We start from the raw sequence: 21,472 nt of genomic DNA on the forward strand, positions 1-21,472 counted from the left end.
TCAAGTGTTGCTTAGAAGCATCCAGAACGTGGTATGGATGTTGCAAAGATGCATTTTTGATGAATATATGCTAGGGGCAATATCAAGAACGGTTGGCTTGCTGGGCCCAGTTCATGATGTTGCGCGCATCCATCGCGCCAGGCTGGCGCGCGACCTCGCGTCCGCCTTTGAACAGCGCCAGCGTGGGTATGCTGCGGATGTTATAACGGGCCGCCAGGTCTTGCGCTTCTTCCGTATTGACTTTGACGACGCGGTACATGGGTTCCAGGCCCATGGCAGCCTGCTCAAAGAATGGCGCCATCTGGCGGCATGGACCGCACCACGGGGCCCAGAAATCCACCAGCACGGGCAAGTCGCTGCGGCTGATGTGCTTGTCAAAGCGGGCACTGCTCAAGTCCACCGGTTTGCCGGCAAACAATTCGCGATGGCAGGCGCCGCATGTCGGCGTATGGGTCAGCTTGACGGCGGGGACGCGGTTGACGGCGTCGCAGTGGGGGCAAACGATGTGCAGGTTTTCCGGGACTTGGGGTTCCATGGTGAATCATTCTTGTTGTTACAAAGTGACGCCAATGTAACAGAAACCCGCGATCAGCAGCGCTGGCCTGCCTCGTCATTTTTCATGATGCCACGGATATTCGTGGCGGCCAGGCAGCCATTCAACGCAATCAGCGCCCACGCACTATCTTGCCAGCCCCACGCGATCCACAGTGCATTACTGGCCAGGAACACCCAGAAACCGGCCTTGCGGCGCGGGGCCCTGGTTGACGCCACCAGCCATGCCGCCAGCAACGATGCCCCCATTGCCGGCCATTGCAGCCACTCCAGCCATTCCGCCATCGCGCCTCCTTTATCCGGAACGCCAGTCTAGCGGTTTGTACGGTCATGCAGCGCGCACCATCGGGGCAGCGGCGCCACGGCAGGCGGCCATGCAGCGCAGCAGGCGGCCATTGAACACGCCGTTGCACAGGCCAAACAGGGCGCACGCCGTCATGGCAAAGCTGGTGTTGTGCGCCAGCGCCGGGTTCATGCCCATGGCGGCGCCCACCACGTATTTACCGGCAAACACGGCCATCATCAAGGCCAGCGGCGTCCAGCTGCCGCGCAATTGCACGGTGCGAGCATTGTGGTCCACGGCAGCCACCTGGCCATCCGAAAAACGCCACGCCAGCGCGGCGCCAACCGCCATGGCAGCGAACCACACGGCGGCCAGCAGCGCGCCGCCGTCAAAGCGCCCCATGATGCTGTTCAACGCCAGCGCCAGCATCACGGCCGGCATGATGAACAGGCTGCGGTACGTAACGGTGCGGGTGCGGCTCGCCGCTACGCCGCGTACTACCAGGAAACCCAGGATGGCCCAAACATAAACAGGGGTGTGGCTGACGATTTGCTGCAGCATGGTGTGCTCCGTATGTAGTTGGTTGCGATGGGTGTACTTTGCCTGCGGCAGCGTCCGGCCACCACCGCGATGCGACGAAACCGGGAAAAACGGGAGCGAAACCAGTTAGCCGGGCACTGCGGCAAAATGTATCGGGTTTGTAAATTGGAAACCTATCCAATTTCTGTTGTGAAATACTACGTGGCTTCACAACGAGGAGCCGCTTGTCCATGAAACTGATTGCCCGTCTCGCCCCTGTCCTCCCTGTCCTCCCGGTCCTGTTAATGGCGTTATCCACTGCCTACGCCGAGCAAGCCCCGGAAACCAAGCCTGACACCAAGGCAGAAGCCAAACCCGCCGCGCCGGCGCAATTCGAACGGGTGCTGAAAGCGGAATCGGCTGTCACGAAAACCGGCCAGGTCACCATCAAGGGCAAGGCGGTGCCCTATAAAGTCACGGCCGGTACGCAGCCTGTGTGGGACAAGGATGGCAAAGTCATCGCGTCGCTGTTTTACACGTATTACCAGCGCAGCGACGTGGCGGACAAGGCGCGGCGCCCGCTGGTGCTGTCTTTCAATGGCGGTCCCGGCTCGGCTTCCGTGTGGATGCACGTGGCTTACACGGGCCCGAAAATGCTGAACATCGATGACGAAGGCTATCCGCTGCAGCCCTATGGCGTGCGTGACAATCCGCACTCGATCCTCGACGTGGCCGACATTATTTTCATTGACCCGGTCAACACGGGCTTTTCCCGCATCCTGGATCCGAAAGCAGACCGCGCCACATTCTTTGGCGTGAATGCCGACGTGTCTTATCTCGCGGAATGGCTGGACACGTTTGTATCGCGTGAAGGCCGCTGGACCTCGCCCAAATATTTGATTGGCGAAAGCTATGGCACCACGCGCGTGGCCGGCCTGGCGCTGGAATTGCAAAATGCACACTGGATGTACTTGAATGGCGTGATCCTCGTTTCACCAACCGAACTGGGCTTGAAGCGCGACGGCATCGTTGGCGACGCGCTGAATTTGCCCTACTACACGGCCACCGCGTGGTACCAGAAAAAATTGCCAGCCGATTTGCAGGCCAGGGATTTGAAGGAGGTGTTGCCGGAAGCGGAAGCGTTTACTGTCGATGAATTGATCCCCGCGCTGGCCAAAGGCGGCTTCCTCGATGCGCAAAGGAAAGCGCAAATTGCCGCGAAAATCGCACGCTATGCGGGCATCAGTGAAAAAGCCGTGCTGCAGCATAACCTCGTGGTGCCGACGGAATTCTTCTGGAAGGAATTGCTGCGCGACGAGGGTTATACGGTGGGCCGCCTCGATTCCCGCTACAAGGGCATCGATAAAACCGACGCCGGCAATACAGTCGACTACAACGCGGAATTGACGTCGTGGCTGCATTCGTTCACGCCGGCCATCAACCATTACTTGCGCGACGTATTGCAATACAAGACGGACATCAAGTACAACGTGTTCGGTTCGGTGCACCCGTGGGACAATAAAAACGATACCACCGGTGAAAACTTGCGCAAGGCCATGGCCATGAACCCGTTCATGAAAGTCATGGTGCAGTCGGGCTATTACGATGGCGCCACCACGTATTTCGATGCGAAATACACGATGTGGCAACTGGACCCCAGCGGCAAGCTGCGCGACCGCCTGCGCTTTGAAGGCTACCGCAGCGGCCACATGATGTACCTGCGCTCGGAAGACCTGGCCAAGTCCACGGATGATTTGCGCGACTTTATCCGCTCGACCTTGCCAGCGGCCAACCAAGCTGCCAAATATTGACTGCCGTAGGGCCGCCGCAACGGCGGCCCTTATTTTCGGCTCAAAATTACTTAATTTGCATGCCTTTCATGTAAGATTGTTGCCGCTCATTGTTGAGCAGCAACAATCAGGAATGGAATATGCACGCGGAATTACCCAAAAAAGGCGCACTGGCGTCGTTCAAAGCATTTACTGCCGAATACACGATGATCGTCATCAGTATTCTCACGGCGCTGGGGCTGGAGCATGCCGCGACCAGCTGGCACCACAAGCATCAGGCGCACCAGGCTGCTGCGCGCATTGAGGCCGAAGTAGCCGGCACGTTGAAGGAATTGAGGGAAGCGATTGATGGAAATGAGCCAGAGCTGAAAAAATATGCGGCCCTGAAAGAGTATGTACACGGGATTCTGGAAGAGTCCGAGAGCAAAACCGGCCAGGCCAAGACTGACTATGAGCAGGCAACAAAGGTGCAATTGCAGCAGCGGTTGGACGCCGACATGACCATCAAGTTGTCCTTCCCGACGTTCCGGCACGAAGCGTGGGACGTTGCCGTGGCCAGCCAAGCAGCCAGCTGGATGGAAGCAGACGAATTGCATCGCTATTCCGGGATTTACGCCCACCAGCGCGAAAGCAATGCGATGATTGCCCAGAGCATCACCATGGTCAACGGGCCCACCATCATCGGCGCGCTGCCGCGCCTGCAGCTGAAAGGAAAATCGTTCGATGAGCGTAACCGCGAGGTGTACCAGTTGATCGTTGATTACTCTTCGCAACTGCGCATGGTGCAAAGCAACTTGAAATCGTTGGAAGCGACGATCAAGGAAGCCAATGCGGCGAAGGCATGACGCGGTTCACCGTCTCTTGCGCCCTGCTGCTGGCGGGCTTGGCTTTTCAAGCGCAGGCAGCTCCCTGCCTGCGCGTTGATGACCACCCTGTCACATTGCACGGCATGGTCGTCATTCAAACTTTTTACGGTCCGCCGGGCTATGGCGAAACGCCAAAAACTGACCGTAGGGAGACACAAGGCTTGCTGAAGCTGGATGCGCCTGTCTGCATCGGCGTGTCGGACGCCGATGGGGTGGTGACAGAAACGCAGCAATCGATGGTCACGATGGTCCCGCCGGCAAAAGTCAGCCTCAAGCACTACCGGGGCAAGAAAGTTACCGCCAGCGGCAGCCTGTTTCAGGCCGTGACGGGGCATCACCATACCGATGTGTTAATCGACGTGGAGCACATCGACGTGGCTAAGCAAAAAGGCATCGAAGGTATTCTGTAACAGCGGACACTCACTCCGCCAGCGGCACAATTAATTCTTCCCCGTCATTGCCCGCCCGGTTCAACGCCGGGCTGACCTTGTACCACTCAAACTCTTCCGGCCCCAGCGCCATCGAACGGGCCAGCATTTCCGCCTGTTCGGTGGACAGGTCCGGATCCAGCCACACGGCCGCATCGGCGGCATTCAGGCAAACGGGGCGGCGGTCGTGGATATCGACCATGCCGCCCGCACTGTCGGCCGTGATCAGCACGAAGCCGGACTCCGCCTTGTGTTCCTTGAACGGCCCGAAGTTGGCCAGCGCCAGCATGAAAATGGGTTCGCGGTCTTTGCGGTGGATGTGCCACGGCTGGCGGTGGCCTTTTTCGCCTGTCCATTCATACCAGCCATAGGCCGGCACCAGCGCCCGCCCCGTCTTCAGCAAGCGGCCCCAGTAGTTATTCGTGATTTTTTCCAGCCGCGCGTTGTAGGCGATCGGCAATTTCTCGGCAGCCCAGCGCGCCCGGTAGCCCCAGAACAAATCATCCACGACCAGTTGCCCGTCTTCCATATGCATGATGGGACGGTAGGTGCCCGGCGCGGCATTGACGGTAGGCATGGCTTCGCTGCGGATGGCCGCGTCGGCCCAGCCGAACGCGGCGACAAAGCGCCGCGCGATATCATTTTGATCAAAGCGTCCACACATGCCGCGATGATAGCAGCATGTTAAAAACGTGACGATTAATCCGTGCGGCCCGTGCCCTGCCACACGACCGCGTCATCCACCGTATATAACTGGCATGGCTGCGCACTCTTGGACTGGCAGGCCGCCAGCGCATTGCGGCGCGGGTCTTCGCCCTCTTCCGCCCAGCCCCACGCGCCACTGGCCGACACGGCAAAGGCGCGCGGCATTTGCCGGTTCAGGAAATCTTTATAAGCAACACGCCCATTGGCGGCCAGATAAGGCAGCGCCGATACATCTTCCACTGCCGCGTAATGGCTGGGCGCCTGCGCGCCAGGATCGGCCAGCGCATAGCGCTCCTGGAATGGCATGCCGATGCGTTCCATGAAACGCGCCGCTTCGGGCAGCCACACGGCTTCGCCATCGCGGCTGGCCAGCATCGTGTGCGCATCGCGTTTAAATGGGCCAAACGCCACCAGTTCCGCACGGCCGCCCGCGCCCGTGTACGCATGGTGCATGCGGCCAGCCAGCGCAGGCGGGAAATACTGGTCATTGGCGCCATACATCCACAGGCTGGCCACCTTGCTGCGGCGGCCATATTCGCCAAATGCGCGCACCAGCGCTTCCTGCCAGTCGCACGTGCCGCCCACCATCTTCAAGCCGCCGGCAAAATTCATGACGCCGCGCACACCCGGCATGCTTTGCGTGGCCAACGCCATCGTGGCCAGCCCGCCATACGACTGGCCCGCCACCACGATATGCTGCGCATCGATCCAGTCCTGGCGGCTGGCGTAGCGGATCACGTCGCGCACATCATTGGCTTGCGTATAGCCATTGGCCGTCATGTTGCAGCCATGCTCAATGTATTTACCTGTGGAATTGGAAAAGCCCGTGCGCATCGGCACCATCACGGCATAGCCGCGCCGCACGAACGCGCTGGCCATATACACAAAGCGGTCGCGCGACTGCAATTTCGGGTCGCCAGCCGCCTTGCCATGGTTAATCACCAGCAAGGGAAACGGGCCCGGCCCATCCGGCTTGTACACGGTGGTTTCCAGCGACACCGCCAGATTCGGCCCTGCCGGAACACGGATCACCTCTTCATTCAAATGCGTAGCAGGCAACGCCGCCATGGCGGGCACTGCGGATAACACGGCCAGGGCGGCGGCAAGGCGTCGGACGGCGGCAAACATGCGGTGATTCGCTCCGGAAATTGATTGAGGCAAAGAGTCTCGATGATGCCGCCTGCCTTTTTTCAAGGCAATACCAGAAGGGAAAGTTCCGCAAAAAAATGTCCGCGCCATAGCGAACAAATAATTTTGATTTTTTTGAATCCAGTAGCGCACGCGCCCCGTATATGCCGGTGCAGTCCTGACCAATCACCGATCACCATGGGGGTAGAAATGACCAGAGTTACCGCACGGGCACTGTTGCTTGCCCAATTACTGGCCGCTGCATGCGCACCGGCCGCCATCGCGTCCAGCCACCGCGAAGCGCCTTTCATCACGCGGCATCCGAAGACCGACGCCACGGATTTCTACATGTTCCGCAGCTATGAGCCGGGACGCGCCGATTACGTCACGCTGATCGCCAACTACGTCCCGCTGCAAGATGCATATGGCGGCCCGAATTTCTTCCAGCTCGACCCGGACGCGCTGTATGAAATCCACATCGATAACAATGGCGACGCCAGGGAAGACCTCACGTTCCAGTTCCGCTTCGCCAATACCAACAAGGATGCGCAATTCACGGTAGGCGGCAAGAAAGTGTCGATCCCGCTGGTGGTCAACGGCGGCGCCGTGGCCGACGTCAACGCTGCCGGCGCCAATGTGCGGGAAACCTACACCGTCAGCGTGGTACGCGGCGACCGGCGTTCCGGCACGCGCAGCCCCGTCACCAATGCCAGCGGCGGCAGCGCCACGTTTGACAAACCGCTCGACAACATCGGCAACAAGACCATCCCGAATTACGCCGCGTACGCCGCCAAGCATATTTATGACGTCAACATTCCCGGCTGCGGCAAGACGGCCCGCATGTTTGTCGGCCAGCGCAAGGACCCGTTTGCTGTCAACCTCGGCGAAACGTTTGACTTGATCAACATTAAAGCGCCCGCCGTGGAATTCGCCGCCAATGCGGAACGCGCCGCGCGCGATGACCTGGACGACAAGAACGTCACCACCATTGCGCTGGAAGTGGCCGCATCGTGCCTGACCGCCGCAGGCGGCAGCGACCCCGTCATCGGCGGCTGGACCACGGCCAGCCTGCGCCAGGGCCGGCTGCTCAACCCGACGCCGTCGGCCACGGCAAGTGCATCGAAGGAAGGCGGCGCGTGGACCCAGGTGTCGCGCCTCGGCATGCCGCTGGTGAATGAAGTGGTGATCGGCTTGAAAGACAAGGACCGCTTCAACCACAGCAAACCATCGGGCGATGCGCAATTCGCCGATTACGTGACCAATCCCACCTTGCCCGCGCTGATTGAAGTGCTGTATGGCTCCGCCGGCGCGAAAGCCCCCACCAACTTCCCCCGCAACGACCTGGTGGCGGCCTTCCTCACGGGTGTCAAAGGCTTGAACCAGCCGGCCACCGTCACGCCATCGGAAATGCTGCGGCTGAACACGTCCATCGCACCGGTGGCCATGGGCGCGCAAAAGCGTCTCGGCGTCATCGATGGCGACAATGCCGGCTTCCCCAATGGCCGCCGCCCTGGCGACGACGTGGTCGACATTGCCTTGCGCGTCGTCATGGGCAAGCTGTGCACGCTGAACCTGGGCTGCGCGCCGTCCGACGCGCCGGCCGGCGCGATCCGTTTTACTGACGGCGCTTACCTCGACGACAGCGCCTTCACGGCTGCCTTCCCGTACCTGAAAACGCCGCTGGCCGGCTCGCCACAGCGCTAACGGAGGCTGCCATGAAAATCTTTCACATGATGGCCGCCGCCTTATTGCTGGCGCTGGCCGCCTGCGGGGGTGGCAGTACGGATACGCCGCCAACCGCCAACCCGCCCGTGGTGACGCCTCCCGCCACCATGCTGGACGCGTTCGTCAAGGCCGTACAGGGATATCTCGGCATCGCACCGGATACGGAACCTGCCGACGTCGCCGGCGCCTCCGTGACGGAACCTGACAACACGGAACCTGAAAAAGTCGAGTAGCAGCAGCGGCGCGTGGCGTCCGCCGCCACGCGCCGCCATCCTGCGAGCCTGCCTGGAGAACCACATGAACCTGAGCACCCTGCTGCTTGCCCTGCCATTGGCGGCAGCCGCCTTGCCGGCCATTGCGGCGCCGTATACACCCGCTACCGGTGAAGAAATCATCGCCACGCTGCCGCGCCGCGCCGATCCGCGCGTGCAGGCGTTAAACACATTACGGTCACAGTTGTCCGCCAATCCCCGTAACGTGGCGCTGGCCGCACAACTGGCGCAGCAGCACATTGCACTGGGCCGCGCGCTGGCGGACCCGCGCCACTATGGCCACGCGCAAGCGGCGCTGGCGCCATGGTGGCATGACACGGCGCCTCCCGCCGCCATCCGCCTGCTGCGCGCCACGCTGCTGCAATCGTCCCATCACTATCAGCAAGCGCTGGCCGACCTCGACGCCATTGTACGAACGGATAAAAGCAATGCGCAGGCATGGCTGACGCGCGCCACCGTACTGGCGGTCACGGGCGACCACGCGCAAGCCACTGCCAGCTGCGCCCACCTGGCTGCCCTTGCCGACGATCTGGCGACGGCGGCATGCCTGGCGGGCGCTGCCACGTCGGCAGCCGGCATTGCCGCCAGCGAACGGTTGCTGGATATCGCACTGGCGCGCGGCGCAAACGTCCCGGCAGACGAAATGGCGTGGGCGCAAACCGTATCGGCTGAATTGGCGCAGCGGCGTGGCAACGCCGGCGCCGCCGATCTGCGCTACCGCGCCGCGCTGGCCACGGCGCCTGGCGACACGTATTGCCTGGCGGCCTATGCGGACTTCCTGCTGGCGCAGCGCCATGCCGCGCAGGCGCTGGCGCTGGCCGCCCCCCATGTCCGCACCGACGCCCTGCTGCTGCGCCACGCGCTGGCGCTGAAACAGCTGGGGCAAACGCAGCGGCTACGCGCCGATATCACGGAATTGTCGGCCCGCTTCGATGCCGCGCAACGCCGGGGCGACCGCGTGCACCAGCGCGAGCAAGCCATCTTTACGCTGCATTTGCTGAACAATCCGCAGCAGGCGCTGGTGCTGGCGCAGGAAAACTGGACCATACAAAAGGAAGCGGCCGATGCGCGCATCGTGCTGCAGGCCGCACAGGCGGCGCACAATCCCGCCGCCGCCGAACCGGTGCTGCAATGGCTGGTCCGCACCGGCTTTGAAAGCAAGGAACTGCAAGCGCTGGCCAGCCAGCTAAGGAAAACAACATGAATACCCGGCGCTTTCCTGCATGGCGCACACTGATACTCTTACTGCTGTGCTGCATTTGCCAGCCGGCCTGCGCGCACAAACCCAGCGACAGCTATCTGCTGCTGCGGGTGGACGGCAGCCATGTCGCAGGCCAGTGGGATATCGCACTGCGCGACCTGGACGATGCCATCGGCCTCGATGGCGATGGCGACGGCCAGCTGACCTGGGATGAATTGCGCGTCCGCCACGGCGCCATCGCCGCCTATGCCATGGCGCGCCTGCAGCTGTCGGCAGCCGGTCAACCGTGCCGGCTGGCGCCGCAAGGCCAGCAAGTCGACCGGCACACGGATGGCGCCTACACGGTGTTGCGCTTCACGGCAACGTGCGCCGCCCCACTGCAGGCGCTCCACATCGGCTACCGCGCCTTTGCCGACATCGATGCGCAACATAAAGGCTTGCTGCGCGTCGAATATGGCGATACCGTGCGCACGGCCATCTTGGGCGCGGACCAGCCGGAACAGACAATTGAACTGGTTCATCCCCATCCATGGCGCGAATTCCAGACTTATTTGACGCACGGCGCGTGGCATATCTGGATCGGCTACGACCATATTTTATTTTTGCTGTCGCTATTGCTGCCCGCCGTCCTGGTACGCAGCGGCCAGCGCTGGCAAGCCACGCCTGCGCTGCGGCCTGCGCTGGCTGACGTCGTGAAAACCGTGACAGCTTTTACCGCCGCGCATTCCATCACATTGAGCGCTGCCGCCATGGGCGCCGCCACGCTGCCGTCGCGCTGGGTGGAGTCGGCCATTGCGGCCTCCGTCATTGCTGCCGCGCTCAATAACGTCGTCCCGCTGGTGCAAGGCAGGCGCTGGCTGCTGGCATGCGGCTTTGGCTTGCTGCACGGCTTCGGCTTTGCCGGTGTCCTGGCCGATCTGGGCTTGCCTGCCGGCGCACGCGCACTGGCGCTGGCCGGATTCAACCTTGGCGTGGAAATCGGCCAGTTGGCCATCGTTGCGCTGTTCGTGCCGCTCGCCTATTATCTGCGGGCCAGCCCGTGGTATCCCAGGCTTGCGCTGCATGGCGGTTCGCTGGCTATTGCACTACTGGCGGCCGTATGGCTGACAGAGCGCGCCTTTGATATCCCGCTGTTCAAGGCACTGTTATAAGGAGCGCCCCATGGCACCACTGCGTCCACTGGCCTTCGCTGCGCTGGCGGTCCCGGCCACTGCCTGTGCACAGGCTGCGGCTGTACGCGACATGCCGCCTGCCGCAGTGATCACGGTCGCGGGCCATTATGACAACGCGGTCGGCACTTCCGATGCGGCCAGCCACGGCGCCATTTATGCGGATTTGCTGGCCGCACGTCCGGCGCTGCGCACGGGTGAATTGCTGGAATTCGTCCCCGGCATGATCGTTACGCAGCACAGCGGCGATGGCAAAGCCAACCAATACTTCTTGCGCGGGTTTAACCTGGACCACGGCACGGACTTTGCCACCCATGTCGATGGCATGCCTGCCAATATGCGCAGCCATGCGCACGGCCAGGGTTATACCGACGTCAATTTCCTGATACCGGAACTGGTACAGCGCATTGATTATCGCAAGGGGCCATATTTTGCAGGCGATGGCGATTTTTCATCCGCAGGGTCGGCCCGTTTCCGCCTGTTCAACCAGCTGCCACAGGATTTAGCTTCCGCCACGGCCGGCAGCAACGGCTACCGGCGCGCGCTGCTGGCAGGCTCAACGAACGGCGCCGGCGGCGCACTGCTCTATGCACTGGACTTGGGCCGCAACGATGGTCCGTGGGACGTCCCGGAACGCTTGCGCAAGGCCAACGCCGTACTGCGCTACAGCGCAGCCCGTGGCGGCGGCAATTTCACCATCACGGGCATGGCGTACACCAGCCACTGGAACGCCACCGACCAGGTGCCACAGCGCGCCGTTGATGCCGGTTTGATAGGCCGCTATGGTTCGCTGGCGCCCACCGATGGCGGCAGTACGTCGCGCTTCAGCCTGTCCTCCACGCTGCACCAGCGCAGCGGCGCGGCATTGCTGGAAGCCGATGCATACGTGGTGCGCTCCATGCTGGATTTGTACAGCGATTTTACTTACCGGCTCGATGATACGGAACGGGGCGACCAGTTCAACCAGCGCGAACGCCGCACCATGGCGGGCGCCAGCGCATCGCTGGCCTGGCCAGGAACGCTGGGCGGCATCGCGCTGCGTAACAAGGCCGGCGTCCAGTTGCGGCAAGACTGGCTATCGCCTGTCGGCCTGTATCACACGCAGCAGCGGGTGCGGCTCGATACCGTGCGAGAAGACCGGGTTCGGGAAGGCAGCGCCGCCGTATATGGCGAAAGCAGCGTGCAATGGCAGCCATGGCTGCGCACTGTGGCGGGGCTGCGGTACGACGCCTACCGCTTCCACGCCAATGGCAGCGAAGCCGGCGGCAACCGGTTTTCGCCGAAACTGTCGCTGATTGCCGGGCCATGGGACAGCACGGAATATTTTTTCAATATCGGCAAAGGTTTCCACAGCAATGATGCGCGCGGCGTCGTGGCCCGGGCAGCGGGCGCCACGCCGCTGGCGGCAACGCGCGGCATGGAACTGGGCTTACGTACGGAAATCATCCCCGGGCTGCAAAGTTCGCTGGCGCTGTGGCGGTTGCAACTGGATTCAGAACTGGTCTTTGCCGGCGACGCGGGCGACACGGAAGCAGCGCGCGCGAGCCGGCGCCATGGCATTGAATGGAACAATCACTATGTGGCCGTGCCAGGCTTGCTGTTTGATCTGGACGTGGCCGCTTCCAGCGCGCGCTATGCCGGCCACGACCCTGCCGGCAGCCATATCCCGGGCGCGTTGAACAAAGTCGTGTCGTTTGGCGCCACCGTCAACCGGGCTACATGGTTCGGCGCGTTCAACCTGCGCTATTTCGGTCCCCGCCCATTGGTTGAAAATAACAGTGTGCGTTCCGCTTCGTCGACCTTGGCCTATGCGCGCGCAGGCTACCAGTTCAATGCGAAAACCCGGCTGACGGTGGATATCTTCAACCTGTTTAACCGCCGGGGCAGCGACATTGATTATTACTACGCGTCGCGCTTGCCCGGCGAAGCGGACGGCGGCGTGGAAGACCGCCACTTCCACCCGGTGGAGCCGCGTTCATGGCGCGTGACGCTGGCGCGGCAATTCTGACGCCCCCATCACATCACTTTCACCCACGTCCCTTTATACAGCACCGGTCCGGTCGGGCCGTTCGGGTCAGGCGATCCGCCTTTCGGCTCCAGGCTGACGGCCAGCAGCGCCACGTCGTCGCCGACGGCGGCGGCCGTCAACGCCAGTGCGGCGCTGCGATTGTCCGGCAAGATGCCCAGCGAACGGGGCTTGCCGGCCTTTGTGATGGCCCACAGCTGCAACGTCTTGTCGCCGGCGACCGGCGCGCCGGACAGCACACGCACGGCCAGCGTGTGTTGGGCCGTATCGGCCGTCACCACCAGCGCCGCCTGCGCCTTGTCATCCACCAATGTGGCGACCTGTTCCACCACGGGCCCAGCCGGTCCGCGCAGCGCCACCGTGACGGCCAGCATGGCCGCCACAGCGCCGGATACCAGGCTCAGGCCGCGCCAGAATGCCAGTGAATCGCCCAGCCGCAGCAGCCAGTCCGGCAACAGCGCTTGCCCGTCATCGGCGGGAATCAAGTGCAGGCGCCGTTCAATGGCATGCCAGACGGCGGGCGGCGGCGTGGCCGGCGCCGCGAATTCCGCCATGGGAATCAGGCGTCCCTCCCACTGGCCGACAATGCGGCGCAATGCCGCGTCGCGCTGCATCCACCCCTCAAAGCGGCGGCGCGCGCCGCCTTTCAGCGTGCCCAGCACGTATTCGGCAGCCAGCCGCTCGCATAGCGGCGCATTGTCGCGGATATTCATGCCAGCCCTTCGCGCGCCAGGCAGCTCTTGAGCTTTTCCAGGCTGCGCCGTATCCACGTCTTGACGGTGCCGACCGGCAGCGCCAGTTGCTGCGCCACTTCGCTGTGCGACAAATCATGGAAAAACGCCAGGCCCACCGCTTGCCTCGGCAAGCCTTCCAGCCGCGCCATGCAGCGCGCCAGCGCCTGCGCGTCACTGCTCCATTGCAACTGGTCTGCCGGATTTGCGGCGGCTTCCTGTATCGTATCCATGACATCACCGTCAAAAGGAACTGCCGCACCGTCGGCAGCCGCGTTGGCCCGGCGCACGATATCGAGCGCCTTGTTGCGCACGACCGTCGCCATCCACGTCATCGGGGCGGCTAATTGACTGTTGTAACCGGCAGCGTTGTGCCAGATCGCCACAAAACCTTCCTGCAGGGCTTCTTCCGCCAGCTCCCGTTTGTGCAATATACGCAGCGCGTAGCCGAACAGTTTCGGCGACGCCGTGTCGTATAGCGTCCGGAACGCTTGCGCATCGTGTCCCGCTGTTGCCAGCAGCAGCGCGCCCAGCTTCATCGGATCGGTTTGCATATCATCTGGCATGGCGCCTCCTCGTGTGCAAAGGTTAGCGCAGCAAGCAATGTTGAAGCAAGAACAACAGTACAGAATGCAACAGTGGCGTCCATGCGACAGCGTTCCATAGTAAACTGCCGACGTTACCTCAAGGAAAGATCATGAGCATCGCTGCGGGATTGTCCGGCCTAAATGCGAACCAGCAAGCACTGGGTGTGTCGGCGCACAACATTGCCAATGCCAATACGCAAAATTTCCAGCCACAGCAAGCACACTTCCACGAAGCGCAGCCGGCTGGCAGCGGTGTCACGCTGTCGGTCGAAGGGCGTGGCCTGGCCCGTGCCGAAGGACTCAGCAGTGAAGACTTGGCAACGGATATCACGAATGCGCTGACTTATAAACAAAGCGCTGTGCTCAATGTCAAAGCCATCCAGTTTGAAAATGAACGGATCGGCACACTGATCGACATTCAAGCCTGACGTCCTCGTTCCGCTGCGCTATGCTGGTATAGGGTCTCGCTATCAGGAGGCTGCCATGTCTTCATCCGTCTGCTTCGACGACCGGCTTGACGCGGGCCGGCAATTAGCCCGGCAATTATTGCCGTTGCAGCTCCGTTGCCCGCTGGTGCTGGCCATCCCCCGTGGCGCCATTCCCATCGGCGCCATCATTGCCGATGCACTGCACGGCGACCTTGACGTAGTGCTCGTGCACAAGCTGGGCGCTCCATTTAATCCCGAATATGCAATCGGCGCCATCGACGAGTTCGGCAACGTGCAACTGGGACCGGACGCGGATCCCGGCTCCCCATGGGTACGCGAAGAAAGCGCCCGCCAGCTGGCCGTGCTGAAGCAGCGGCGCGCCCTGTTCAGCGCCGGACGGGAAGCGCTTGATCCGCTGGGCCGCTCAGTCATCGTGGTCGATGACGGCCTGGCCACCGGTTCCACAATGGCTGCCGCGCTGCGTGCTACCCGTACGGAAATGCCGCTAGCCTTGATTGCCGCCGTACCGGTTGCATCACCGGAAGCGCTGGAGTTGATCGGCCCGCTGGCAGACCGCGTGGTGTGTCTGCATGCACCGCCAGACTTCCGGGCGGTCGGCCAGTTTTACCGCGCCTTCCCGCAAGTCGATGAAAACGAGGCCGTTCGCATGGTGCGCTCGCGCCAGCCCGGCGATCACGCAACACCGTGCACCGGTGGTCTATCCGATCATTGACAGAAAGTAAGCAAATCGTCAAACTTCCCTCGACAACTCCGGGAGGCGCGCCATGCAGGAAGATGTCCAGGTGATCGAGGACGACGGCAAAGACCGCCAGTTTGTCAATGCACTGGCGCGCGGGCTGGAATTGCTGCGCTGTTTTGGCCCGGCCGACCTTTCCCTCAGCAATGCCGACCTGGCGCGCCGTACCGGCTTGCCCAAACCCACGATCACGCGCCTCACGTATACGCTGACCCGCCTTGGCTACCTGAACTACTCCGATGGCAAATACCAGCTGGGTGCGGGCGTGCTGGCGCTGGGCTACCGCATGCTGTCGTCGCTGGACATGCGCACGATGGCCCGGCCGCTGATGCAGGAATTGGCGGAGCACGCGCAAGCGACCGTCTCGCTGGGCACGCGCGACCGCCTGTCGATGGTGTACGTGGAAACATGCCGCAGCAGCTCGCACATTACGCTGCGGCTCGACGTGGGCGCGCGCATTCCACTGGCCACCACCGCCATGGGCAAGGCGCTGCTGTGCGTGCTGCCGGAAGCGGAACGCAACCACATACTCGACAGCGTGCGCCAGCGCGACCCGAACAGCTGGCCGCTGGTGCGGGCCGGTGTCGAACAGGCGCAGCGCGATTACCAGGAACGGGGCTTTTGCATGTCAGCCGGCGAATGGCAGGGCGACGTGCATGCGGTCGGCGTGCCGGTGGCGGGCATCGGCGGCGAACAAATCATGTCGTTCAATTGCGGCGGGCCGTCTTACCTGCTGCCGCGCGAGCGGCTGGAGGAAGACCTCGGTCCCCGGCTGGTGCGGCTGGTACGGCAAATCAATTGCAACCTGGGCCGGGAAAATTAAAAAGGAACCCATGATCAAGCGTCACGTACTGCATCGTACCCTGTTCTCTTGCCTGCTGGCCGCCAGCAGCTTCGCGTCATTCCCTGCCCTGTCTGCTGAATTCCTCGTCGGCGCGGAATTGCCGCTGACGGGCGCGCTGGCCCGCGTAGGCAACGGCATGCATGAAGGCGTCAATGTGGCGGCTGAAGTGTTCAACAAAACCAGTAGCAAACACAAAATCCGGCTGGTCAGCATGGATGATGAATCCACGCCAGCCAAAGCCATCGCTGCCGTGGAAAAACTCGCCAGCCAGGGCGTCGTCGCCGTCACGGGCGGCTATGGCTCCAACAATATCGCGCCGGCCGCGGAAGCGGCCAACCGCTTGAACCTCGTGTACATGACGTCCGGCGGCGTCGATGACAGCCTGGTCAGCGCAGGGCGCAAGAATTTTTTCCGCATCAATAATACGGCCGGCTATGAGCGCGCCGTGCTGGGGCTGATCGGCGACATGGGCGCCAAATCCGTGTCCATCGTGTATTCGACCAAGGACGCCACCACGGATCTCGCCATGGCCGTGCAAAAGGCGCTGAAGGCTTCCGGCGTCACTGCGGAAGTGCATTCATTCGACCCCGCCATGACCGACTTTAAACCCATCATCAACAAGATCCGCCTGCAAGACCGGCCCGACGTGATCCTGATGGCGGGCTATGAAAATGATTACGTCGGCATCTTGCGCGCGGCCCGCGTGCTCAAGCCACAAGTGAAGGCCATGGTGGGCGTATGGTCGCTGGCCACGCCGAAAATGGCGGCGGAGTTTCCCGACCTGATGCCGTACGTGTATGGCACGGCGCTGCTGCCCTTCCCTGCCACGTTTGACACGGCCGATGGCAAGGCATTTTCCGACGCCTACCGCCACCTGTACCACAAGGAACCGGATTACCTGGGCCAGTTCGGCTACGTGCAGGGCATGCTGCTGTTCGAAGCCATTGCCCGCGCTGCCGACAAAGGCACGCTGGCCAAAGGCGGCATTGCCGATGAATTGCGCAAGACCGACCGCGAAACCTTGATCGGCCGCGTGCAATTTGCCGCCAACGGCGACAACCCGCATTTCGTGCACCGCATGGGCCAGCACCAGGACAAGAAAGTCGTCATTGTGTGGCCCAAACAGCACGCGACCGGCGCCAAAGTCTATCCCGGCGTGCCGTGGTAGTGGCGGCCCATGCTTGAACTGCTCCTTCAGGCGCTGTATTCCGGCTTGCTGCAGGGCGGCTCGTATGCGTTGATCGCGCTGGGGCTGGCGCTGGTGTTCGGCGCCATGAAAGTGATCAACCTGGCGCACGGTGAACTGGTGCTGATGGCCGCTTACGTGGCTTATACGGCGGAATCGGCGCTGGGCTGGCACCCGCTGGCCGCCATCGCGCTGGCGCTGCCCGCCACCTGCATGACGGCTGCCGGCATGCACTGGACCGTATCGCGCATCCGCGCCGACCGCGAAATCAATTCCCTGCTGCTGACGTTCGGCTTTTCCGTCATGCTGGCCAACGGCTTCCTGCTGCTGTGGAAGGCGGACGTGCATAGCACCGCGTCGGCCTGGCTGCAGGATGCGCTGGTGCTGGGCCCCCTGTACAGCATGCACAGCGAAGCGCTGTCGTTTGCCGCCAGCCTGTTGCTGCTGGCGCTGTTGTGGTGGTGGCTGTCGCGCAGCTGGCACGGCCGCGCGCTGCGCGCCGTGGCGGCCAACCGCGATGCCGCCATGTTGATGGGCATTGCACCTGGGCGCACGGAATTGCTGTCGTTCGTGCTGGCAGGCGCACTGGCGGCGTTCGCCGGCGTGGCGCTGTATTGCTATGGCGTGATCCAGCCTGCGTATGGCAGTGCGCTGACGGTCAAGGCTTTCATCATTACCGTGCTGGCGGGGCTGGGTTCGATCCCCGGCGTGCTGGCCGCCGCTGTCTTGCTGGGCATCTGCGAAGCGCTGACCGTCACGCTGGCCAGTTCCGCGCTGCAGGAATTGACGGGCATGGTGCTGTTCCTGCTGGTGCTGTTCGTCTTGCCGAATGGCTTGTTTGGCACGGCGCGGAGGCGCGGATGAACCGGCTGCACGCACTACGCGCACACAAGGGAACTGCCGCCGCGCTGCTGCTGTTGGCCGCCGTGGTGCTGGCATGGGGCGGCAACCCTTATGTCATGAGCATTACCATCGCTGCACTGGTGACGGGCGGCGTTGCGCTGGCGTGGGCGCTGCTGGGCAACCTGGGCGGCATGGTGAGTTTCGGACACGCGGCCTTTGCCGGGGCGGGCGCCTACGTGTCGGCGCTGTGCACGCTGCGCCTCGGCGTTCCTGTCCCCGCAGGCATTGTGCTGGGCGCGCTGGGCGCGGCCATCAGCGCGCTGGCGATGCTGCCGGCGCTGCGCTTGCGCGGCCCCTACTTTGCACTGGCCATCCTCGCTTATGCACATATATTCAAGATCATTGCGACGGAATGGACATCCGTCACGCGGGGCGCCGCCGGGCTGTCCGGCATTCCACCGCTGCCCGTGCTGCCGGGACTCGATGCCAAAGCCTCCGCGTGCCTGCTGGCCGGCCTGCTGGTGCTGGCGTTTGCCCTGGTCTACCAGTTCATCCGCGCCAGCCATGCCGGCCTGGCTTTGCGCGCCATGCATGCCAGCGAAGACGCCACGCGCGTACTTGGCGTGAACAGCACACTGTTGAAGGGCATGATGCTGCTGGTGTCCGCCGCGATGGCGGGCGCCGCCGGCGCGTTCAATGTGCACTATATCGGCTTCCTGGAGCCGGATTATGCGTTTGGCGCCACGTGGGTCACGCTGCCCATCGTGGCGGCCATCTTCGGCGGCTACCGCACCTTGGCCGGTCCCGTCATCGGCGCATTGGCCGTGTCGCTGGCGGACCAGCTGCTGTTCAAGGAATGGCTGCCGACCGGCCACCAGTTCTTGCTGGGCGTGCTGCTGGTGGCCATGATACTGGCCAGCCCCGGCGGCTTGCTGCCGCTGGCCGATAAGATGCTGCGCCGCCTGCGCCCATCCAGCCAGGGGGATACCCATGCTTGAACTGGACCGCGTGCGCGTGCGCTTCGGCGGCCTGGCCGCGCTGGAAGGCGTGACCTTATCCATCCACAAAGGCGAAATACTGGGCTTGATCGGTCCGAACGGCGCCGGCAAGACCACGCTGTTCAATGCGATCTCCGGCCTGGTGCGCACGGCCGATGGCAAAGTGCGGCTGCAAGGGCAAGACATGACGCACATGCCCATGCACCAGCGCGCACGCCTCGGCATAGGCCGCACGTTCCAGGCGCCGCAACCGCTGCACGGCTTGACGGTGCGGGAAAACCTGGTCGTGGCGCAGCACTATGGCGCGGGCGAACGCAATGACGCGCGGCTCGACGCCATCCTGCGCATCACGGGCCTGGCTGCCAAAGCGGACCAGGACGCCGCTTCCAGCCTGCCGCTGGCCGAATTGAAGGCGCTCGAAGTGGCGAAAGCATTGGCCACCAATCCCCGCCTGCTGCTGCTCGATGAAGTGCTGGCTGGCCTGGAGACGGCGGGACGCCTGCGTTTCATCACGATGCTGCAAGGCTTGCACCAGCACTTCGGTGTCGCCATCATCGTCATCGAGCATGATATTGCCGCCATCCGCACGCTGTGTCCGCGCGTTGCCGTGCTCGATTCGGGCCGCCTGATTGCGCAAGGGCCGCCCGATCTGGTGCTGCGCGAACCGGCCGTCATTGCGTGCTATACGGGGAACGCTGTCCATGGCTGATGCGCTGCAGGTGACGCAAGTACGCGCCGGCTACGGCGCCATCAACGTGCTGTGGGACGTGTCGCTGGCTGCCGCGCCGGGCGAACTGACAGCCATCATCGGTCCCAATGGCGCCGGCAAGACTACGCTGCTGCGCGCCATCATGGGCTTGCTGCCGCTGAATGGCGGCAGCGTTACGCTGGGGGCGCAGCGCCTCGATCGCGTACCGGTGTGGCAGCTGGCGCAAATGGGGGTGGCGCTGATTCCGGAAGGGCGCATGCTGTTTGACGGCATGACCGTGGAAGATAATTTACTGATTGGCGCCTTTCCCAGCGCCCAGCGTGCATATGCGGCACGCCGGCTGGAGGCCGCGTATGCGATGTTCCCGAAATTGCGCGAGCGGCGCCGGCAGCTGGCCGGTTCCCTGTCCGGCGGCGAAGCGCAAATGCTGGTGCTGGCGCGGGGCTTGATGGCGGATCCGAAAGTGCTGCTGGTCGACGAACCTTCGCTGGGCCTGGCGCCAGTGGTCGTTGATGAATTGTTCGGCGTCCTTGCCCGGTTGCGGCAGGAAGGGCTAACCATCGTGCTGGTGGAACAGCATACGGAACGGGCCGTGGCCATTGCCGACCACGTGCACCTGATGCAGAGCGGGAAAGTCGTGCTGTCGCAGCGGGCAAAGGACGTCCGTTTGCCTGAACTGCATGAACAGTATTTCGGCCTGGCTTGAACTTTCCAGACGTCACCGGGGCGACCGGAAACTGCCCGCTATGCTACAACGCTCCCAATTGAAGCATTGCAGGAGCACGCATGACTGATGAGGAAAAACGCCGCACGGACCGCCGCCAGCGCGACCGCCACGGCAATCCCCGCTATCTGGATCCCGGTGAAACCATCTTCAGCCTGTGGGGCCGCGTGATCGCCGCGCGCTACCGCCGGGTTGCCGCCTCGCTGGCCAGCAAGGTGATGCAAAGGCCGCTGCGTATCGGCATTTCCGCGCGCATTTTTCACCCGGAGGCCGGCGCCAAGGGCTTGCGCAGCAAGAACCTGCAATACCTGGAAGAGTCGATTGCGCACTGGGTCATGACGCGCGACGTGCTGGTCTTCATGGTCCCCACCGTCAATACGGAAGGGTTGATCCACCCGTCGAATATCCGGCTCAGCGATTATGCGGAACATCTGGATGGCCTGGTGCTGCAAGGGGGCGCAGACGTGTCGCCGCAAAGCTATGCGGAAACGCCGACCCGCCCGGAATGGAGCGGCGATCCCGCACGCGACCGCTATGAACTGGAATTGCTGCGTGAATTTGTCCATGCGGGCAAGCCGGTGCTGGGCATCTGCCGCGGGTGCCAGTTATTGAACGTGGCGTTTGGCGGCACGCTGTACCAGGATATCGCCACCGACGTGCCGGATGCGATGGCGCACGTGCACGATGATTACGACCGCCACCGCCACCAGATCAGTTTTCCCGAAGGGTCGTCGCTGGCGCGCATGCTGAAAGCGCCGTCGGGCCAGGCGCTGGTCAATTCCATCCACCACCAGGCCGTCAAGGACCTGGGGCGCGACATGACGGTGGAAGCGCGCTCGTATCCGGACAATATGGTGGAAGCCATCCGCTACACGAAAGCGCCGTTTGTCATGGGTTTGCAGTGGCACCCGGAATTCCACCGGGCGGGCGGCGTGGAACTGCTCGATTGCACGCCTATCCTCGACAGCTTCCTGCGGGTGGCACGGGAAACCCGGTTTTAG

General features: G+C 62.9%; 24 protein-coding genes. 17 read left to right on the forward strand and 7 right to left on the reverse strand.

What is annotated here, in order from left to right; translation table 11 throughout:
* Positions 1 to 82 precede the first annotated feature (82 nt).
* From trxC to GM668_RS04915, 3 genes are read right to left on the reverse strand one after another with little or no spacing between them, the layout of a single operon-like run.
* Positions 83 to 535 (reverse strand): thioredoxin TrxC, encoded by a 453-nt coding sequence (gene trxC / locus GM668_RS04905; RefSeq protein WP_155437835.1) that lies wholly within the window; start codon positions 533 to 535, stop codon positions 83 to 85.
* 53 nt (positions 536 to 588) lie between these two features.
* Complete coding sequence (locus tag GM668_RS04910; RefSeq protein WP_155437836.1) at positions 589 to 837, reverse strand: hypothetical protein; 249 nt, start codon at positions 835 to 837, stop codon at positions 589 to 591.
* Positions 838 to 880: 43 nt separating this feature from the next.
* The gene (locus GM668_RS04915; protein WP_155437837.1) at positions 881 to 1,396 is read right to left on the reverse strand and encodes a DUF6622 family protein; all 516 of its coding nucleotides are present in this window, start codon (positions 1,394 to 1,396) and stop codon (positions 881 to 883) included.
* A 209-nt stretch (positions 1,397 to 1,605) separates the two neighbouring features.
* On the opposite strand from GM668_RS04915, the gene GM668_RS04920 reads away from it, so the two are divergent.
* The 3 genes from GM668_RS04920 to GM668_RS04930 all read left to right on the forward strand — a co-directional run bounded on the left by GM668_RS04920 (position 1,606) and on the right by GM668_RS04930 (position 4,420).
* Positions 1,606 to 3,165 (forward strand): S10 family peptidase, encoded by a 1,560-nt coding sequence (locus GM668_RS04920; RefSeq protein ID WP_229498944.1) that lies wholly within the window; start codon positions 1,606 to 1,608, stop codon positions 3,163 to 3,165.
* Positions 3,166 to 3,284: 119 nt separating this feature from the next.
* Positions 3,285 to 3,989: a hypothetical protein gene (locus GM668_RS04925; RefSeq protein ID WP_155437838.1), complete on the forward strand. Its 705-nt coding sequence runs from the start codon at positions 3,285 to 3,287 to the stop codon at positions 3,987 to 3,989.
* Positions 3,986 to 4,420, forward strand: a complete 435-nt coding sequence (locus tag GM668_RS04930) for a DUF4431 domain-containing protein (RefSeq protein ID WP_155437839.1) — start codon at positions 3,986 to 3,988, stop codon at positions 4,418 to 4,420. Before GM668_RS04925 ends, GM668_RS04930 begins: the two co-directional genes overlap by 4 nt.
* A 10-nt stretch (positions 4,421 to 4,430) precedes the next feature.
* On the opposite strand, the gene GM668_RS04935 is transcribed toward GM668_RS04930, so the two are convergent.
* The gene (locus GM668_RS04935; protein ID WP_155437840.1) at positions 4,431 to 5,102 is read right to left on the reverse strand and encodes an SOS response-associated peptidase; all 672 of its coding nucleotides are present in this window, start codon (positions 5,100 to 5,102) and stop codon (positions 4,431 to 4,433) included.
* A 35-nt stretch (positions 5,103 to 5,137) separates the two neighbouring features.
* Positions 5,138 to 6,271, reverse strand: coding sequence for an alpha/beta hydrolase family protein (locus tag GM668_RS04940; protein WP_155437841.1), 1,134 nt, complete (start codon positions 6,269 to 6,271; stop codon positions 5,138 to 5,140).
* 210 nt (positions 6,272 to 6,481) lie between these two features.
* Here GM668_RS04940 and GM668_RS04945 point away from each other — a divergent pair, with 210 nt between their 5' ends.
* From GM668_RS04945 to GM668_RS04965, 5 genes are all read left to right on the forward strand, one after another.
* Positions 6,482 to 7,975, forward strand: coding sequence for a DUF4331 domain-containing protein (locus tag GM668_RS04945; RefSeq protein WP_155437842.1), 1,494 nt, complete (start codon positions 6,482 to 6,484; stop codon positions 7,973 to 7,975).
* A gap of 11 nt (positions 7,976 to 7,986) precedes the next feature.
* Positions 7,987 to 8,229, forward strand: a complete 243-nt coding sequence (locus tag GM668_RS04950; RefSeq protein ID WP_155437843.1) for a hypothetical protein — start codon at positions 7,987 to 7,989, stop codon at positions 8,227 to 8,229.
* A 64-nt stretch (positions 8,230 to 8,293) separates the two neighbouring features.
* Positions 8,294 to 9,472, forward strand: coding sequence for a hypothetical protein (locus GM668_RS04955; protein WP_155437844.1), 1,179 nt, complete (start codon positions 8,294 to 8,296; stop codon positions 9,470 to 9,472).
* Positions 9,469 to 10,620 (forward strand): HupE/UreJ family protein, encoded by a 1,152-nt coding sequence (locus GM668_RS04960; RefSeq protein WP_155437845.1) that lies wholly within the window; start codon positions 9,469 to 9,471, stop codon positions 10,618 to 10,620. The genes GM668_RS04955 and GM668_RS04960 overlap by 4 nt, the downstream gene beginning before the upstream one ends.
* Positions 10,621 to 10,630: 10 nt before the next feature.
* Positions 10,631 to 12,646, forward strand: a complete 2,016-nt coding sequence (locus GM668_RS04965) for a TonB-dependent receptor (protein ID WP_155437846.1) — start codon at positions 10,631 to 10,633, stop codon at positions 12,644 to 12,646.
* Positions 12,647 to 12,654: 8 nt separating this feature from the next.
* Here GM668_RS04965 and GM668_RS04970 read toward each other — a convergent pair whose 3' ends face one another.
* Together GM668_RS04970 and GM668_RS04975 are read right to left on the reverse strand one after the other, a co-directional pair.
* Positions 12,655 to 13,377 (reverse strand): anti-sigma factor, encoded by a 723-nt coding sequence (locus GM668_RS04970; RefSeq protein WP_155437847.1) that lies wholly within the window; start codon positions 13,375 to 13,377, stop codon positions 12,655 to 12,657.
* Positions 13,374 to 13,961, reverse strand: coding sequence for a sigma-70 family RNA polymerase sigma factor (locus tag GM668_RS04975; protein ID WP_371868633.1), 588 nt, complete (start codon positions 13,959 to 13,961; stop codon positions 13,374 to 13,376). The genes GM668_RS04970 and GM668_RS04975 overlap by 4 nt, the downstream gene beginning before the upstream one ends.
* 131 nt (positions 13,962 to 14,092) lie before the next feature.
* Between GM668_RS04975 and GM668_RS04980 the strand changes: the two genes are divergently transcribed.
* From GM668_RS04980 to GM668_RS05020, 9 genes are all read left to right on the forward strand, one after another.
* A complete protein-coding gene (locus tag GM668_RS04980; protein WP_229498946.1) occupies positions 14,093 to 14,410 on the forward strand; it encodes a flagellar basal body protein in 318 nt (105 codons plus the stop codon).
* 55 nt (positions 14,411 to 14,465) lie between these two features.
* The gene (locus tag GM668_RS04985; RefSeq protein ID WP_155437848.1) at positions 14,466 to 15,143 is read left to right on the forward strand and encodes a phosphoribosyltransferase; all 678 of its coding nucleotides are present in this window, start codon (positions 14,466 to 14,468) and stop codon (positions 15,141 to 15,143) included.
* Positions 15,144 to 15,195: 52 nt separating this feature from the next.
* Complete coding sequence (locus tag GM668_RS04990) at positions 15,196 to 15,990, forward strand: IclR family transcriptional regulator (RefSeq protein ID WP_155437849.1); 795 nt, start codon at positions 15,196 to 15,198, stop codon at positions 15,988 to 15,990.
* Positions 15,991 to 16,000: 10 nt separating this feature from the next.
* Complete coding sequence (locus tag GM668_RS04995) at positions 16,001 to 17,179, forward strand: ABC transporter substrate-binding protein (protein ID WP_155437850.1); 1,179 nt, start codon at positions 16,001 to 16,003, stop codon at positions 17,177 to 17,179.
* A gap of 9 nt (positions 17,180 to 17,188) precedes the next feature.
* Entirely contained in the window at positions 17,189 to 18,061 is an 873-nt protein-coding gene (locus tag GM668_RS05000) for a branched-chain amino acid ABC transporter permease (protein WP_155437851.1), read from the forward strand.
* The gene (locus GM668_RS05005) at positions 18,058 to 19,038 is read left to right on the forward strand and encodes a branched-chain amino acid ABC transporter permease (RefSeq protein WP_155437852.1); all 981 of its coding nucleotides are present in this window, start codon (positions 18,058 to 18,060) and stop codon (positions 19,036 to 19,038) included. Before GM668_RS05000 ends, GM668_RS05005 begins: the two co-directional genes overlap by 4 nt.
* Positions 19,031 to 19,747 carry an ABC transporter ATP-binding protein gene (locus GM668_RS05010; RefSeq protein ID WP_155437853.1) on the forward strand — a complete coding sequence of 239 codons (717 nt, stop codon included), beginning with the start codon at positions 19,031 to 19,033 and terminating at the stop codon, positions 19,745 to 19,747. Before GM668_RS05005 ends, GM668_RS05010 begins: the two co-directional genes overlap by 8 nt.
* Positions 19,740 to 20,453, forward strand: coding sequence for an ABC transporter ATP-binding protein (locus GM668_RS05015; RefSeq protein ID WP_155437854.1), 714 nt, complete (start codon positions 19,740 to 19,742; stop codon positions 20,451 to 20,453). The genes GM668_RS05010 and GM668_RS05015 overlap by 8 nt, the downstream gene beginning before the upstream one ends.
* 80 nt (positions 20,454 to 20,533) lie before the next feature.
* On the forward strand, positions 20,534 to 21,472 hold the full coding sequence (locus GM668_RS05020) for a gamma-glutamyl-gamma-aminobutyrate hydrolase family protein (RefSeq protein ID WP_155437855.1): 939 nt from the start codon (positions 20,534 to 20,536) through the stop codon (positions 21,470 to 21,472).

The sequence above is a fragment of the Pseudoduganella ginsengisoli genome (genome assembly GCF_009720865.1).
Lineage (GTDB): Bacteria > Pseudomonadota > Gammaproteobacteria > Burkholderiales > Burkholderiaceae_D > Rugamonas > Rugamonas ginsengisoli.